This window comes from Methylobacterium cerastii, from assembly GCF_022179125.1.
Classification (GTDB): domain Bacteria; phylum Pseudomonadota; class Alphaproteobacteria; order Rhizobiales; family Beijerinckiaceae; genus Methylobacterium; species Methylobacterium cerastii.
Map to the genome: position 1 here is coordinate 1 of NZ_BPQG01000043.1, position 14,060 is coordinate 14,060.

A 14,060-nucleotide genomic window follows, 5' to 3' on the forward strand; every position below is an offset into this window, starting at 1 on the left:
GACGAGGCTGGCACCAGGCGCCGCGTGCAACCCGAGGCCATCACCATCGATCATGAGGGCGTAGGCGTCGTCGGAAGCGTTGGCTGGCGCGGGAATGGTGCCGAGTGAGGCAGGCGCCTGCTCCGTGGTCGGCGCCGGCTTCTCCGGTTCGGGTGCCGGCGATGCGACGGCCTTCCTCTTCGTGAACCGACCAGCGGTGTCGCGGAGGTGGGCAGCGCGGTCGCGCTGTTCGGCGTGGGTGGCGGCCTGTTGGGTCTGCGGACGGGTGAGAGAGGGCACGCGCGTGCTCCGTGTTTCAGGATGAAGGGATGCGCGGCGGGGCCGACCCGCCGGGGCGGGTGGAGTCAGGCGTCGTCGTCGGGCTCGACGCCGGCCTCTGCCAGTTCTTGGAAAAAGGGGGCGGGCGCAGGCAGGCCGAACGCTTCGGCCGCAAGGCGGGACACGTCGGCTTGGGCGCTCTCGCCCCACCAATCCCCAAGGTCGTTCAGCGCAGCCTTGAGCATGATGCCCGGCAAGGTCTGCATCGGCTCGTTCAGGTACGGATCGGCCCGGCGAGCCAGGGCGATGCAGAGGGCGTTTCCTGCATCCCACGCTCCTGGGTAGCCGGCGGCATCGCGGGCCGCGTGGAGCCGGGCCACCCATGCTTGACCCGCAGCCTCGTCTTCCCAACCCGGGTGGTCGCCGGCCGCGGCTTTGGCGGTTTCGGCATGACGACGCATCTCGGCGAGCGCAGGGCCGAGGCGCCGCAGGAGCGGCGTGATCTCGGGGGCAAGCGCCAGGAACGCGGTCTCGCGGTCGCCGGCCTGGAGGGTCGCGGCGAGTGCCGGCAGCGGCATGGCGGCGGCGAGCGAGCCGGCCAGCACGGCGCGGCGGCCTTGGTCCGCATCGGCCCCGAGGCCGGCAGCCTTGGCCTTTGTCTTGGTCAACCGCGCCCGCAGGCTCGGCTTGGGTTCGGTGCTGGGATGACGCTTCAGCAGGTTGCGCATGTCGGGATCTCCACGATGGAGCCCGTGAGCCATCCGGCCCAGGGCGAGGGGCGGGAAGGGTTCAGAGCAGGGAGGCGAGGCCGGTCAGGACGCAGCCGCCGCTGATGATCGCCACGGCGGCCATCAGCTCGCCGGCAACCGCGAGGACGCGGCCGAGGCGGGCAGGCGCGGGGACCGGACGCAGATCGATCGTCGGCCCGAGCAGCCGGCCGGACGGGAGGGCCAGAGGAAGGCGCTGGATCGGCTCCACGCCGAGGCAGCGAGACAGCTCGGCCTCACGGACCTCGGCGATGGCCCAGGCGTCCGCGGCGCCCTGGCAGCGGTGTGCGGCGGCGTTCGGAGCTTCCTCGGACAGCCACCAGCGAAGGTGCCGGATCAGGCAGAGCATTCCGGCGCGGGTGGCGCAGGGCGTGGCGAGCAGGGCGTTGAGGCTGTCGTGCGTCTCGCCGTCAGCGGCGTCGCTGGCCTCGCCCTCGGGGGCGATCTGAAACACGCTCCACGCCTCGGAATGGCGCTCGATGGCCGAGAGGATGGGATCGGCGTGGAAGGGGATGCGCTCGGCATCGAGACGGAGAACGGGCAGGGTCAAGGCATGGGACATCGTTCGGGCTCCAAGGGGCTCGTGAGGGCAGACAGGGAAGGCGAAGGGGGAGGCGGCGCCGGTTAGGTCGGCCGGGGCGGCAGCGCGGCACCCGGCCGGGCGAACACCTTGCGCAGCCGGCGCCGGGCGGCACGTCGAGCGCCAGAGGTCCCGGCCCGCTCGCCACGCGCAGCGTGGTAGGCGGCCAGAGCCGCAGCGGTCTCGGGTGTGGTCGGCGTCAGGGCGTAGAGGTCGAGGCGGGCCGTCTGACGCACGCGAGCCAGCGAGGCGCGGTAGGCGGACCAGCCTGCAGGCTGCGGCAGGCCAGCCTTGGCCCGGTCGTCAGCGATCCGGCCCGAGCCGAGATAGGCGGCGTCGGCAGCCTCGGCCCAGCGGATCGCCGGCAGCACGCCGTCAGAGGCGATGGCTGGCATCCGTGAGGCCACGACGACGAGGAAGGCGCCGAGGGCGGTGCGGCGGGACAGGCGGCCCGAAGCCGTGGAGAGCATGGCCATGGCTACGCCTCGCCCTCGGGCGGGAACGTCGCGTCCCATTCCGCGCGGGTGATCCCGGTTTTGATGAACTCGCGGTCCCAAGGCGGCAGGTGACGGAAGACCTTCTGGATGGGCTCGCCACCCATCCAGGCCGCAAGCTGTTCGCAGGTGACGGGCAGATCGAGCGTGTTGGTCTCGCCCGAGATCATGGATTGGCGCGTGATCCGCATCAGCGGGCCTCGCTCAGTTCGGCAGCCACGAGGCGCCAGCGGCGGGCGAGGCTGAGCGCCCAGGCGTGGGCCTCGCGCTGGTCGGTCTCTCCGGCCGCGATGCGGTGGCGGTAGGAAGCCGCGAGGCGAAGGCAGATCGCGTGATCCTGCCGGGCGTGCAGCAGGCGGACGGCGGGGGAGCGGATCAGATTGGAGGCCATCGGTCCGGCCCTCAGTGCGTCGAGGTCGGCGCGTCGGCAGGCAGCAGCCGGGCCATCGCTTCGGCGACCGCCGTCATCGCGTCCGAGAGATCCCAGACCTGGATGGCGTAGCGGCCGACGATGCCTGCAACGCCATCGCGGCCATAGGCCCTGAGGTCGGCAACGTAGGCCGCGAACACCCGTAGGCCGGCGAGCGTGCTGATTGAAGCCGCGACGAGCGTGGACGTGGCCGCCTCGTAGACCTCGGCTGCCTCGCGGACCTCTTCGCGGGCGACCCAGCGGCCCTTCCGCTTCTTGGCCTGATAGTAGACCTCGGCCTCGTAGACGTGGAGCGCTTCGCGGTGCGCTTCGATGGCAGCGAACACGGGGTCGGCCGAGATGGCGGGCGCGACGGTGGCGTGAGTGATGGCAAGCATGGCGGCCCCCTCAGTGCGCGCGGACGAGGCGGGAGGACTTCGCGGCAGCCCAGGCGCCCTTGAGCGCGAAGGACATGCACTCGCCCCAGGCGTCGCCGGTCACTTCCATGCGGGCCTGAGCGGCGCGGGTCGCGGCGCGCATGATGGCGGAGCGGTCGAAGGTGCCGTCACGGTTGACGAGGGGGGCGACGGTGCGGGCGAAGTGCTTGGCGCTCTCGGTGCAGACGTTCACGGCGGCCTTAGCGCGGGTGAAGGCGCGGCGGGCGTCGGCAGTCAGGCGCGGGTCTGCGGTGCGAGCGATGTGCGAGTGGGGGATGAGGTTGGCGTAGCGCATGGGCCTGTCTCCGAAGAGCTAACCCGATACTTATGGCGACAAAGATAGAGGCTTGTCAACAGAGGGCGCAGGTTATATTTTTGGCGACATGGCCGGAGATGAACGCGTGACCGAACTGACGCCCGAGATGTGTCGCGCAGGGCGCGCGCTGGCTCGCCTGGATCAAAAGGGGCTGTCGGAGGCGTCCGGCGTACCCATGCCGACGATCAAGGCATTCGAAACGGTCCGTAGCGTGGACGGGAAGCCGTCACGGCGCCTCACCACCATGAACAACCGTGCCCTGGTCGAAGCCTTCGAGCGCGCCGGCCTTGAATTCATCGCCGAGAACGGGGGAGGGGCCGGCATCCGGTTCCGAGAGCGGAAGGCGCTGTGAGGGTTTGAAAAGATGGAAGGTAAGCTGCGGCCGAGCCAGCATTACCGGCTGATGCTGCTGGCACGCGGACCACGCCGCTATGGCGAGGGGGATCAGGAAATCCCCCGGCTGATGAAGATGGGTCTCGTCGAGCCGGCCGGGGTCATGGCCGCTGATGGATCGATGGAGTGGGCGATCACCGATGCGGGCCGCATGGCTTTGCAGGACCATGCCGATGGCGGCGCGTGATGGACGGGAACGGTATCAAGTTCCAGGAGCAGAAGGACTGAGGTAGCAGCCTGCGCGTTCAGCGCCACTTGGAACGATCGACGAACAAATATATACGGCTGTGGACGCTGAAGACAGGTACACACCACAACCATTTTGGCGCACGTGCGTCCGACCACCCGAATGGTCGGTGCCGGTCACTCAGGGATCGGATCGATGCTGGTCACACACGAGCGCGAAAAGCTGATACAAGCGATCAACTTCTTCGCACGCCACACCCGTAAATGCGGGAAAGTAAAACTATTTAAGCTTCTCTATTTTCTTGATTTCGAGCATTACAAACGGACGGGGCGCAGCGTCACCGGGCAAACATACAACGCCTGGAAGATGGGGCCCGTACCGGTTTCTCTCTTCGAGGAAATATCTACTCCACAGCCGGATATGGCGGAGGTGATTGAGTTCGCCGAGCGCCCTATTTCAGGCAGCGAAAATTCTATGCTCGTTATCCGACCCAAGATCGATTTTTCGGATCGTCATTTCACCTCTCGTGAGATGATAATCATGCGCAATCTCGCAAAGGAATTCGAGAACGCTGCTGCCGACGACATGATCGAGGCGACGCACTTAGAAAACCTGCCGTGGGATAAAATTTATAGGCAGCAGGGCCAGAAGCAGCAGGTTATCCCATACGAACTGGCCCTTCGGCCTGATGAGATTGAGCGGGTCTCTCGCGTCGCCCAAGACCGAAAGGAACTGGTGGATCGGCTCGGATGAAGCCAGGGTCGGTCTGGTTCGATGAGGAGTTCCACTTTCATGACGGCGAAACTGGTGAGAAGCTATTCGTAGCACTTGGCAACGCCGGTCTAACCTACGTTGTTGCTAAAACTACCTCGCAGCAGCATGGGCGGGGCACGGCATTTGGATGCCAGCCTTCCGATCGTTTCCCAAATTTCTTTTTGCCGCCGGGATGCTGTCATCTAAAAAAAGCAACATGGGTTTGCTTAGATGAGTTTTATGAATTCGACGCCCGTGCCGTGATGAAAAAACAGCTCGACGGCCATGTAAAACCCGTCTGCACTTTGCCAGACGAAATAGCTCAGCTTGTGCAAGACTGCGCCATGCTGAGCTTGGATATTACTCCGTCGCAGCATGCCATCATTGCGGCATGTCGGGTGCCGTAATTCAATTGCCGGTTGGATCATGCCGCGCCCGTAAAATGGACGATGCGCCGATCGCCCCGTGATCAGATCGGGGGACGGGCCTGCCTCCCTCGGCTTTGCTCGCGGGGAACTCATCAGATCAGCCCGGCCGCTGTCATGGCGTGCCGGGCTTTTTCGCGCATTCGGAGCGCCATGCCTGCTCGGCTACTACCCGAGTTGGCCCGACACGCGGGCGAAGGTCACCCCAAGCTTGCTGCCGACGAGCTTGAGGGAGCCGATGACGACCACGGCGATGAGGGCGGCAATCATGCCGTACTCGATGGCGGTGGCGCCGGACTCGTCCGACGCGAACCGCTTCAGAATACCGGACATGATCAAGGTTCCTCTCGTGGCACGGCGGGAGGATACGCGATCCGGTTTAAGGCTTTCGACCGGATCGGTGACATCGGCGTTGCATACTCCACAGCCCATCCGGCTCCGGCCGCAGCGGGCTTTCTCGTGACGTTAACCCGACGCGGATACGACGATCTCCAGCGGCGGGGCTTCTTGCGAGGCCTGCCCAACCTTCAGCCCGCCCGGCTCCGGCCGCGGCGGGCTATTTCGTGTCCGCTACCCGTGGTCGCCCGTCCCAAGCGTCTTGATCAGCTCGTGCCCTGCATTCGTCAGAAACCACGCCTGCTCGTCCCATTTCCGCCCGACATACTGCGCCGGTCGGACGGCGACGAAGCCGCGCCCAACCAGGGCTCGCATGGCTTTCGGATAGGCGGAGAGGCGGAGGCCGAGCGGGTGGAGGGCGACGGCACGAAGGGCTTCTAGGGCTCGGCCGCGGGCGGGCGGGATGCCACCGACTACGGCGCCGCCGGCTGCGCCAGCAAACAGGATCGCGTTCCTTACCATGAGTCGGCGGTGCCTCTCCGTCCGGTCCGGATCGGTGACGGCCAGGCGCGCTGGTTCGTGTGCCTTTACAGCGGCGGCCAGATCTAGCGTGTGCCCGCTGGCGAACCGAAACATCGACACCGTCGGGTCTCGCATGAACACGTCAACGGCGGCGTTCACCTCGTCGTCGGTGACGGCCTTCGCTTTGAACAGGTCGCCGGTAGCGGGTTCGGACATGGCGCGAGTCTCTGACATCCCGGCTTGATCGGCGAGTTGGGCGAGCGACGATAAGTTGGGGCACGGCCCCGCCGTTGACTTAACCGTGCCTGCCAGCCGACATGCCATGTCCGGCTTCTACGCGCCCTGTGGCGAGTCGTGAGCCGGCTGGATCAAGGGATTAGCGCCGCGAGAAAGACCTAAGCCCAAAACGCCAACGGCCCCACCCCGGCAAGGGTGAGGCCGTCGAAATCGAGTGAGGTCCGGGGACCGCAGAGCTGCCCCCCAGACATCATAGCTCCCGCTGGGAGTCAATCGGGATCATTTCCCGAGACGATGGCGCTTTGCCTTTTGCCGGGGACGGTTCACGCCGAGCCCCCTGCTTTGACGCGGCCCAAGCAGGGCTGTGAGCGATGAACTACGCCTATGAGATCCGCCAACAGGCGGAGGCGGCTCCGCGCGCCGCGTTGCCGGCCGTGGCGTCCGCGCTTTGGAAGGCGTTCGGCGAGGGGCACCTGTCCGAGACCGAGGCGGAGGCGCTGTCTGGACTGATTGAGGCGCGGCAACAGTCCGACATCGAACGGTCAGTCGAACGGATCGCGAACCGCACAGGAGCCCCCAGGACGGGCGTCGGCTCCCGACCACGCACAGACGCATCGATGGAGCGCCGCCGCCGCTGGGCGGCCTCTGGGCGGCTTCCACCGGGTCTCGCGGCACGGTTCACCCTAGCCGAGCAAGCGGTGCTGGCTGTCGTCGCGGTGGAGGTCGCGAAGCGGGGCGACTGTCGCCTTGCCGTTGGACACATCGCAGCGGTTGCGGGCGTCTCCGAAACGATGGTGCGCAACGCTCTCCGCGAGGCTCGGACGCACGGACTGGTCACGGTTGAGGAACGACGCCTTGCCCGCTTCCGCAACGACACCAACATCGTCTGCGTCGTCTCGCGGGAATGGACGGCCTGGCTGCGGCTCACCCGATCCGGCGAGCACGCCACCGTGGCGCGAGCAGGGAGGGGTGGGTGCAGATCTCCGCAGGGCACGAATACTCCTGTTTCCTACCCTGTGAATTCAGGGGTTTGGAACCCTCGAAAGGGCTGCCGACAAGCGGCGGGCGACCCTGCCGACAAAGCCCCATCGAGAAATCACGCGGGAGGTGAAGCTGGCCGAGCCATGCGGTAGCCGCACGCGGGCGTTCGGCATGGCGAACGGATCTCGAACTTGGCAGGGACTATGCTGCCTTCAGCTCATGGATGGTGCCCAGCACCTCGGCCCGCTGGATCTCAAGCTGGTGAATGAGCGGGAGCAGGTCGGCATCGCCGTGAGCGGCGGCCTCGATCTCGCGGCACAGGCGCGACAGCCGGGTGAAGCCGAGCATGCCAGCGGCCGAGACCAGCGCGTGCGCGTCGTGCGCGACCTGGACCCGGTCGTCCTCGTCGGAGCGGAAGCGGTCGCGCAGCTCAGCACCCATCAGGTCGAGGAGCGCCGCCACGCGCTCGGCCCCGAACCCGTCCTTCAGGGCGCCGAACACCGCTCCGTCGAGCGCGGTGTTGGACCCGTCCGTCGTGGCGGAGGCCGGCGCCGGGCGGGCCTCGCGCTGCGGGCCGGTCCAGCGCGCGATGGTGGCGTAGAGGTCGGCGCGACGGAACGGCTTGCCGACATGGTCGTCCATCCCGGCCGCGCGCAGGTCCTCGATCTGCTTCGGCAGCACGTTGGCGGTCATCGCGACGATCGGCACGTCGCAGACCGGCGACTGCAGGGCGCGGATGTGGCGCGTCGCCGTCAGGCCGTCCATCACCGGCATCTGCACATCCATCAGCACGAGGTCGTAGGCCCTGCCCTGCTTCAGCGCCGCCTCGACCGCGACGATCGCCTCGGCGCCGTCCTCGACCACGTCGACGAGGTAGCCCTGCGCCTCGAGCACCGCGCAGGCGAGTTCCTGGTTGAGCGGCACGTCCTCGGCGAGGAGCAGGCGCAGGGGCCGTCCACCCATATCGATATCCACTGCTGCACCTGGGTGTTCGATCGTTGGCCATTCCCCCGGCGGCAGCGTCAAGGTGAACCAGAAGGTCGAGCCGACGCCTTCGCGGCTCTCGACGCCGATCTCGCCGCCCATCAGCGACAGCAGGTGGCGGCAGATGACGAGGCCGAGGCCGGTGCCGCCGAAGCGGCGGCTGATCGAGCCGTCGACCTGGCTGAAGCGCTTAAACAGTCGGTCCTGCTGCGCCGGGTCGATGCCGATGCCGGTATCGGTGACCTCGAAGCGCAGGTCGTAGCCGCGCTCGTCCGTTCCCTCGCGGCGGACCATGAGGGTGACCGAGCCGAGAGGGGTGAACTTCACTGCGTTGTTGAGGAGGTTGAGTAACACCTGGCGCAGGCGGCTGGCGTCGCCGTGGACGAAGGCGGGCAGGTCCGGGTCGATCCGTGTCTCGATCTGCAAGCCGCTCTTCAGGGCGCCGCCCCGGACGATCGAGACGGTGTTGTCGATCACCGAGACCAGCGGGAACGAGACCGAGTCGAGGGTGAGCTGCCCGGCCTCGATCTTCGAGAAGTCGAGGATGTCGTCGACGACCGTCAGCAGCGCAGCACCACACCCCTGGATCAGCTGCAGCCGGCGCTGATCCTCCGCCTCTAGGTGTCGCCCGTCGAGGAGGAGGTCAGCGTAGCCGAGGATGCCGTTCAGCGGCGTGCGGATCTCGTGGCTCATCGCCGCGAGGAAGTCGCTCTTAGCCTCACTCGCCCGCTCAGCTTCAATACGTGCCTGTTCGGCGACGCGTGTTTGTTCTTCGACCCGCTGTGCGAGTGTCGCGTTCAGTTCGAACAGGGCACGCTCCGCGGACTCTCTCGCGGTCTCATCCCGTAGCGTCAGCACAGCTCCGATCTGCTTGCCATCCGCCCCGCGAAGGGGTTGCGCATTACCGATCGCAAGCACCTCGACACCATCCGGTCGAACGATCCGCCACCGTGCCTCTCGCACTGTCTCCCCGCGGACTGCACGAGCGAGCGGCAAGTCGAGCGGTGGATACGGTCGGCCATCCTCGGTGAAGAGCTGGTAGGTGTCGCTGTAGCTGTCGGGCACGATATCAAGGCGAGCTACGCCGTGGATGGCGGCTGCAGCCCCATTCACCATCGTGATCCTGCCCACCGCATCGGTGACGATCACGCCCTCGGCGAGCTGATTGAGGATGATGGACTGCGTTGCAGCGGCAACCTCAGTTTGGTCCGCGGGGTCGATGGGGAGCCGGGGGAATGGCTGCATGTGGACCCGCGTGCCGTGTGAGTTTCTGCCCGGCGAGACCACAGGCAAGTGATCACGATCCTGGAACTCCAGGGTTCGGGATGAACGATACACCTGTCATCCTGTAGGAGAGGTAAAATGCCTGTCAGCGTTCAGCGGCAGGCATCGTGCCTCTTATAACCTCACGCTAGTCTTGGTCAGCGCCTGACCGTCTGCTACAGGCCCCCCTCTCGACGCATGTGCGCCGGCGGCGGTCGCGAACGCCGTCAGGCAGCCCGGCACAGAGAGCACGCGGCGACAGGCCGGCACGGGCCAGTTCCCTGTGCCATGCCCGTGAAGCCTCGGGCCGGGTGGTCGCGTGAAGGTCGGTGATGCGGGGAACAGGAACCGCCGGCACCGGCTTACGGCCCGCTCAGAACTCCGGAAACGATTAGAAATCCCAACATATGTGTGGTTAGGATAACCGCATCATCCGCACGCGCACTCCGACCTAGCGGCTAAGAGAACTAGCTGCTTTCGCGCCCAGGAGAGCGCAATCGTCATGGCCTCGGTAGAAAGCAAAGCTGCCCTCGACCTGCTTGTGCGCCGCCTGGAACGTATCGGCCACCTCTCAGATGAGGAGAGGAGGGCTGTCGGAAACCTGCCAGCAAAAATCCAGACGCTTCGGCCTCGCCAGGACATCGTCCTCGACAAGGAAAAGCCCGAGCACAGCTGCCTCCTCGTGGAAGGCTGGGCCTATCGCTACAAGCTTCTCGGTCAGGGCCGCCGTCAGATCCTGTCGTTCCACGTGCCAGGCGACATGCCGGATCTCCATAGCCTGCACATCAAAACGATGGATCACAGCCTTGGGGCTCTGACAGAGGCCACGATCGCCTTCATCGCGCACGAGGCCCTGCTGGACGTTACCCGGCGCTTCCCCGGTCTCGCAGGCATCATGTGGCGTGAGACCCTGATCGATGCAGCGATCTTTCGTCAGTGGATCGCCGGCATGGGGCAGCGCGACGGGTTCGGGCGCATGGCGCATTTGTTCTGCGAACTCTACTGCAAGCTGGAAGCCATCGGTCTCGCGGCCGACCACCGTTGCACACTCCCAATCACACAGACCGAACTGGGCGATGCGCTTGGCCTTTCCAGCGTGCACACCAACCGCGTGTTACAGGAGATGAAGGCTCAGAGCCTCATCGAGCTTCGCACACGGACTCTCAACATCACGGATTGGGACGGGCTCGTGCAGGTCGCGGAATTCGACCCATCCTATCTACAACTCGCCCAATAGGCTGGAAGCAGAGCCGCCTCCGCCCCCCCGGCAAGCTGACCAACTCATGTTGTTGCGGGCGCCATTTATGCAACCTACGGTCGACGTGTCGCAGGCTTCGATACTGGCAGCTCGCGGTTGTGAGACCGTCGCGCTCCCGCCCATGGAACGAGGAGAGGCGTGTGCCTCGCTATTATTTCGACATCAATGATGGCCGTCTCCAGCGCGACGAGGAAGGCGTTCTATGTGCCGACCTGCAAGCGGCCGTGCTGGAGGCCAAGAAGCTGCTTCCTGCCATCGCTGCCGATGAATTGCCTAAGGACGGCGAACGCCAAGCCATGACCGTGCTGGTGACAGACGAGGATGGCAAAGCCGTCTATACGGCTGCGCTAACCTACACAGGGGCGTGGCTGATCCGGTAGCGACCGCGGCTCCGAGATCCGCTTCAACGCCGCATCAAAGCCAGCTTCATTCTCGCAGGCCCCAGCCTCGCGCGCGGCCTCGATGAACCAGCCGTCACCGATCCCCGGCACCTGATAGCAACTTCTCGACTTGGCTGAGCCCGTTCTCACGAGCCTTGGCTTCGCTCGGCAGGCTCCGGTCGGATCGCTGCATCAGTTTGCCATTCTTCCGGATAGCCCACTGATAAGAGCCGCCCTCCGCCTTCGGAGGCAGGATCTCCAAGGAGTAGGGATGAATGTTGGTGGCGGTCTCACTCATGAGCCTCATCATGCCATAGGTGTTGGGTCAGGCCCAGACGCGAACGGCCCCCTGCGGTCTACTCGCGGCACCTGCCGGTAGCGGGTGCCCTCAGAACCCGAGATTGAAAGCTCATGCTGAGAGACGAATGCACGTGCCTCCTTCGCTCTTTGATCGAGAAGGCTCAGCGCGAAGATCTAGGTGCAGCCCAGAACGCGATCCTGCGGTTCGCCATGAGCCAGCCTGAGCCGCAGGACAGGGCCGCGGCCATGGATGATCTGCTGTCGGACCTCGCGGGTGAAGAGGGGGCCGACAGCGGCTCCGATCTTCAAAAGGCTTTCCGCACAGTCCTCGTGTCGATGATCGAACGGACGAAGATAACGGTCGGACTCGGTTCACCCGGCCACGCAAGGTAACACCACTGCCGATCAGCGGCTGACCCCTAACCCGCCTACTCCCTGCGTTACTCCGTATCAGCCGCTGACCAGTTCGGGAGCGTGGGCAGGCCGTTCCGAGCCCGCCACACATTCCGGACGGCAGGCTCGATCCGGCGCAGCATGAAGTACCTGTCGAGGTCGGCGCCGACGCTTGGGACCATCGCATCGAACACGGCGGCGGCCTCCTTAGCATCGTACCCAGCGTCGCCCAGAAGCGCCGTTAGGGTCTTCCACATCTCCCGGCGGGCGCTGGAATGCCGCTCCCTTCGGTACTGCATCAGCAGGATGAACAGCGAGATGCGGGCGATGTCGTCCCGGCGGGGAGCGTTCTTGCCCCGCCGCTTGGCGTCGGAGGCCGCCTGCGAGGCAGCATGGCGCTCGTTGCGCTGGATCTCGTACTTCGAGAGGGTCACCGTCTTGATGGCGGCGGTGTCGGTGGTGGTCGCGAGGGACATCGGTATGGCTCCGGTTGATAGAGCCCCGATGATCTCGTCGCAGCACGAAAGTCGAAATGGCCTGAGCGGTCAGCAGTCAAAAATAATTTGCATCAGCCGCTGACCGGATCGGGTTGTGCCTTTCCCTCTCAGCCCGTGTGCGCACGAGGTCGGGCCGATGTCGGCCTAGGAAAACACCGGGGGCGGCCCTGCTAAAGGGGGGAAAAGCAGGGCCGCCACAGCCGATCGGGGGGATCTGCTGGCCGCTGATGCAGCGACATCCACGGTAGATCAGACAGGTTGCTGAAGGATGAGCGACGAGACGACGGTTCTGGTCCTGGCGCTCGCGACGGAGAACGCGGAACTTCGCGCTGCGCTGGCCGAGGCGCAGGAGCTGCTGATCGAGACCGCCGTCGATGCCGGCGAAATGCACGCCGAAAACGAGGCGCTACGTGCGCAGATCGCAGCGTTTCAGGGTGAGCGGAATTAGCGTCAGGATCGTATGCGTTGCGCGATGGTCCGACCGATCTCGAACAGCATCAACTCGGAGAGCCGTAACAGACCTCGATCACCGACCCGGCCGACTGCCTTGTGCGCATCGATGCAGCGGTCCACCGCTTCGATCAGCGGGTCAGGCTTGTCAGGTTGTTCCGCCCCAACCACCAGAAACGGACCGCGATGGGTGTCCGTCGTGTCGATGTAGGCGCCACGCCCACGCATCACCCCGTTTGCATCTGCCGCAAGGTAGCCGCGGTTGAGTATCCAGCGGACTTCTCCCGTCTCAGTGACGATACGAAACTCGGTCGAGGTAGACCCACCTGTCCGCCGGACACGGCGGATGCGGTCGAACACCCAGTCGCGATCATCCGGATGTGTGCGTCCTAGAGCGATGTCGAGGGGTATTGGTCGTCCGGCGAGATCCACGTTGCCAGCGAGCAGTCGGGCGGCGCCTTCATCAAGCACGGACAGCGCTGCTGGTACGTTCGTATTCCAAGTCCCGACGATACCTGCCGCTTTGAGGGCTGGGTCAATCGTGGCTATCGACGGCATTGCTTCCCCCCCAGACTGCTCCGTCGAAGGAGCATGACACTGACCAAGATATCTCAGCCTGCGCCACTCGATGAGCCTATGCCCTCACTACAGGTTGTCTGTGTGGCACATGGGACAACTTCTCGTGAGGGGGCGGCATTGCGCAGTTCACCCCCTGGCTCACGATCGGGCATAGGGTCATTTGAAGCGATGGCCCCGACTGACACCAATCACGCCCTTCGCCGGATTGCTGACGCCTTGGAAATGCCCGTCAGTGTGTTCACTGACTCTCACGCGGCTCGCCCGACCGATCCTTCTGTCAACGCTGTCGAACTGCTGCGGTTGTTCGATCGCATTCCTGACGAACAGAAGCGCCGCGAGTGCATCGAGTTTGTTCGGAGAATGGCTCGCTGAGAGCCATATGCGCGCCTAGGCTTACTCACCAGACATCGGGACCGAAGAGCGGATCATCCAGGTTGACGAAGGATGACCGGTCACGCCGTCGGCCTACCGGCGCCCACCCCGCTCCTCGTCAGTCACCGCCTCCACGGCCGCAATCACGTTCTCAAGCTCTGCGATCCGCTTCAGCGTACTGTCGGCCGGCATCGTGTCGTACCGAGCTGCTTCCATGATCAGGTCGCGCTGACGGGTCTTGAGGCGGTCCAGGAGGGCTTCGAGCTTGTCCATGGCGCGCTGTAGCGAGGCGGGCGTTTCTCGACAACATCAGCATGGTGGACTTCAGGCTGTAAAGGGCGGACCAATTCCAGGCCGCTGTGGCGGAGTAAAACCAGGTCAGTGGCGGCCGGCAGCTTGAACGATGAAGGGGCCCGATCGGGCCCCTTCATCGTTTATCGCCGACCATAAGGCTCAAGCTGGTAGGATCTCGCCCGTCTCGGGATCGTG

The 14,060-nt window shown here is 65.3% G+C and carries 24 protein-coding genes; 9 read left to right on the forward strand and 15 right to left on the reverse strand.

Translation table 11 applies throughout. The features are described 5' to 3' along the window. The 8 genes from MFF13_RS13930 to MFF13_RS13965 all read right to left on the reverse strand — a co-directional run. Positions 1-279, reverse strand: a 279-nt coding sequence (locus tag MFF13_RS13930; protein ID WP_238272385.1) for a hypothetical protein, incomplete at its 3' end; no start/stop codon positions are given. A gap of 65 nt (positions 280-344) precedes the next feature. Then, positions 345-986, reverse strand: a complete 642-nt coding sequence (locus MFF13_RS13935; RefSeq protein WP_238272386.1) for a hypothetical protein — start codon at positions 984-986, stop codon at positions 345-347. A gap of 61 nt (positions 987-1,047) precedes the next feature. Next, positions 1,048-1,587 (reverse strand): hypothetical protein, encoded by a 540-nt coding sequence (locus tag MFF13_RS13940; RefSeq protein ID WP_238272387.1) that lies wholly within the window; start codon positions 1,585-1,587, stop codon positions 1,048-1,050. 62 nt (positions 1,588-1,649) lie between these two features. After that, positions 1,650-2,081, reverse strand: coding sequence for a penicillin-binding protein (locus MFF13_RS13945; protein ID WP_238272388.1), 432 nt, complete (start codon positions 2,079-2,081; stop codon positions 1,650-1,652). A 2-nt stretch (positions 2,082-2,083) separates the two neighbouring features. Beyond that, on the reverse strand, positions 2,084-2,290 hold the full coding sequence (locus MFF13_RS13950; protein WP_238272389.1) for a hypothetical protein: 207 nt from the start codon (positions 2,288-2,290) through the stop codon (positions 2,084-2,086). Beyond that, a complete protein-coding gene (locus tag MFF13_RS13955) occupies positions 2,290-2,490 on the reverse strand; it encodes a hypothetical protein (RefSeq protein ID WP_238272390.1) in 201 nt (66 codons plus the stop codon). Before MFF13_RS13955 ends, MFF13_RS13950 begins: the two co-directional genes overlap by 1 nt. 11 nt (positions 2,491-2,501) lie before the next feature. Next, on the reverse strand, positions 2,502-2,906 hold the full coding sequence (locus MFF13_RS13960; RefSeq protein ID WP_238272391.1) for a hypothetical protein: 405 nt from the start codon (positions 2,904-2,906) through the stop codon (positions 2,502-2,504). 10 nt (positions 2,907-2,916) lie between these two features. Beyond that, entirely contained in the window at positions 2,917-3,240 is a 324-nt protein-coding gene (locus tag MFF13_RS13965) for a hypothetical protein (RefSeq protein ID WP_238272392.1), read from the reverse strand. Positions 3,241-3,346: 106 nt separating this feature from the next. Between MFF13_RS13965 and MFF13_RS13970 the strand changes: the two genes are divergently transcribed. The 4 genes from MFF13_RS13970 (at position 3,347) to MFF13_RS13985 (ending at position 5,001) form a co-directional block, all read left to right on the forward strand. Beyond that, positions 3,347-3,613 carry an XRE family transcriptional regulator gene (locus tag MFF13_RS13970; protein ID WP_238272393.1) on the forward strand — a complete coding sequence of 89 codons (267 nt, stop codon included), beginning with the start codon at positions 3,347-3,349 and terminating at the stop codon, positions 3,611-3,613. Between the two features lie 12 nt (positions 3,614-3,625). Then, complete coding sequence (locus tag MFF13_RS13975) at positions 3,626-3,841, forward strand: hypothetical protein (RefSeq protein WP_238272394.1); 216 nt, start codon at positions 3,626-3,628, stop codon at positions 3,839-3,841. A gap of 195 nt (positions 3,842-4,036) precedes the next feature. Further along, a complete protein-coding gene (locus tag MFF13_RS13980) occupies positions 4,037-4,594 on the forward strand; it encodes a Panacea domain-containing protein (protein WP_238272395.1) in 558 nt (185 codons plus the stop codon). Then, positions 4,591-5,001 carry a hypothetical protein gene (locus MFF13_RS13985; protein ID WP_238272396.1) on the forward strand — a complete coding sequence of 137 codons (411 nt, stop codon included), beginning with the start codon at positions 4,591-4,593 and terminating at the stop codon, positions 4,999-5,001. Before MFF13_RS13980 ends, MFF13_RS13985 begins: the two co-directional genes overlap by 4 nt. A 186-nt stretch (positions 5,002-5,187) precedes the next feature. Here MFF13_RS13985 and MFF13_RS13990 read toward each other — a convergent pair whose 3' ends face one another. Both MFF13_RS13990 and MFF13_RS13995 read right to left on the reverse strand, forming a co-directional pair. After that, on the reverse strand, positions 5,188-5,352 hold the full coding sequence (locus MFF13_RS13990; protein WP_238272397.1) for a Flp family type IVb pilin: 165 nt from the start codon (positions 5,350-5,352) through the stop codon (positions 5,188-5,190). Between the two features lie 237 nt (positions 5,353-5,589). After that, positions 5,590-6,093, reverse strand: coding sequence for a hypothetical protein (locus MFF13_RS13995; protein WP_238272398.1), 504 nt, complete (start codon positions 6,091-6,093; stop codon positions 5,590-5,592). A 392-nt stretch (positions 6,094-6,485) separates the two neighbouring features. Here MFF13_RS13995 and MFF13_RS14000 point away from each other — a divergent pair, with 392 nt between their 5' ends. Next, a complete protein-coding gene (locus MFF13_RS14000) occupies positions 6,486-7,247 on the forward strand; it encodes a helix-turn-helix domain-containing protein (protein ID WP_238272399.1) in 762 nt (253 codons plus the stop codon). Between the two features lie 49 nt (positions 7,248-7,296). Here the strand turns inward: MFF13_RS14000 and MFF13_RS14005 are convergent, their stop codons facing one another. After that, on the reverse strand, positions 7,297-9,324 hold the full coding sequence (locus MFF13_RS14005) for an ATP-binding protein (RefSeq protein WP_238272400.1): 2,028 nt from the start codon (positions 9,322-9,324) through the stop codon (positions 7,297-7,299). 520 nt (positions 9,325-9,844) lie between these two features. Between MFF13_RS14005 and MFF13_RS14010 the strand changes: the two genes are divergently transcribed. Continuing rightward, on the forward strand, positions 9,845-10,579 hold the full coding sequence (locus MFF13_RS14010; protein WP_238272401.1) for a Crp/Fnr family transcriptional regulator: 735 nt from the start codon (positions 9,845-9,847) through the stop codon (positions 10,577-10,579). Positions 10,580-10,740: 161 nt separating this feature from the next. Continuing rightward, positions 10,741-10,980: a DUF6894 family protein gene (locus tag MFF13_RS14015; protein ID WP_238272402.1), complete on the forward strand. Its 240-nt coding sequence runs from the start codon at positions 10,741-10,743 to the stop codon at positions 10,978-10,980. Between the two features lie 94 nt (positions 10,981-11,074). Here the strand turns inward: MFF13_RS14015 and MFF13_RS14020 are convergent, their stop codons facing one another. Then, positions 11,075-11,278 (reverse strand): hypothetical protein, encoded by a 204-nt coding sequence (locus tag MFF13_RS14020; RefSeq protein WP_238272403.1) that lies wholly within the window; start codon positions 11,276-11,278, stop codon positions 11,075-11,077. A gap of 113 nt (positions 11,279-11,391) precedes the next feature. Here MFF13_RS14020 and MFF13_RS14025 point away from each other — a divergent pair, with 113 nt between their 5' ends. Then, positions 11,392-11,673, forward strand: coding sequence for a hypothetical protein (locus tag MFF13_RS14025; protein WP_238272404.1), 282 nt, complete (start codon positions 11,392-11,394; stop codon positions 11,671-11,673). Between the two features lie 47 nt (positions 11,674-11,720). Here the strand turns inward: MFF13_RS14025 and MFF13_RS14030 are convergent, their stop codons facing one another. After that, positions 11,721-12,149, reverse strand: a complete 429-nt coding sequence (locus tag MFF13_RS14030) for a hypothetical protein (RefSeq protein WP_238272405.1) — start codon at positions 12,147-12,149, stop codon at positions 11,721-11,723. Between the two features lie 289 nt (positions 12,150-12,438). Between MFF13_RS14030 and MFF13_RS14035 the strand changes: the two genes are divergently transcribed. Further along, positions 12,439-12,618, forward strand: a complete 180-nt coding sequence (locus MFF13_RS14035) for a hypothetical protein (protein WP_238272406.1) — start codon at positions 12,439-12,441, stop codon at positions 12,616-12,618. Positions 12,619-12,620: 2 nt separating this feature from the next. Here MFF13_RS14035 and MFF13_RS14040 read toward each other — a convergent pair whose 3' ends face one another. Together MFF13_RS14040 and MFF13_RS14045 are read right to left on the reverse strand one after the other, a co-directional pair. After that, positions 12,621-13,178 (reverse strand): PAS domain-containing protein, encoded by a 558-nt coding sequence (locus MFF13_RS14040; RefSeq protein ID WP_147764685.1) that lies wholly within the window; start codon positions 13,176-13,178, stop codon positions 12,621-12,623. 486 nt (positions 13,179-13,664) lie between these two features. After that, positions 13,665-13,844, reverse strand: a complete 180-nt coding sequence (locus MFF13_RS14045; protein ID WP_238272407.1) for a hypothetical protein — start codon at positions 13,842-13,844, stop codon at positions 13,665-13,667. Positions 13,845-14,060 lie beyond the last annotated feature (216 nt).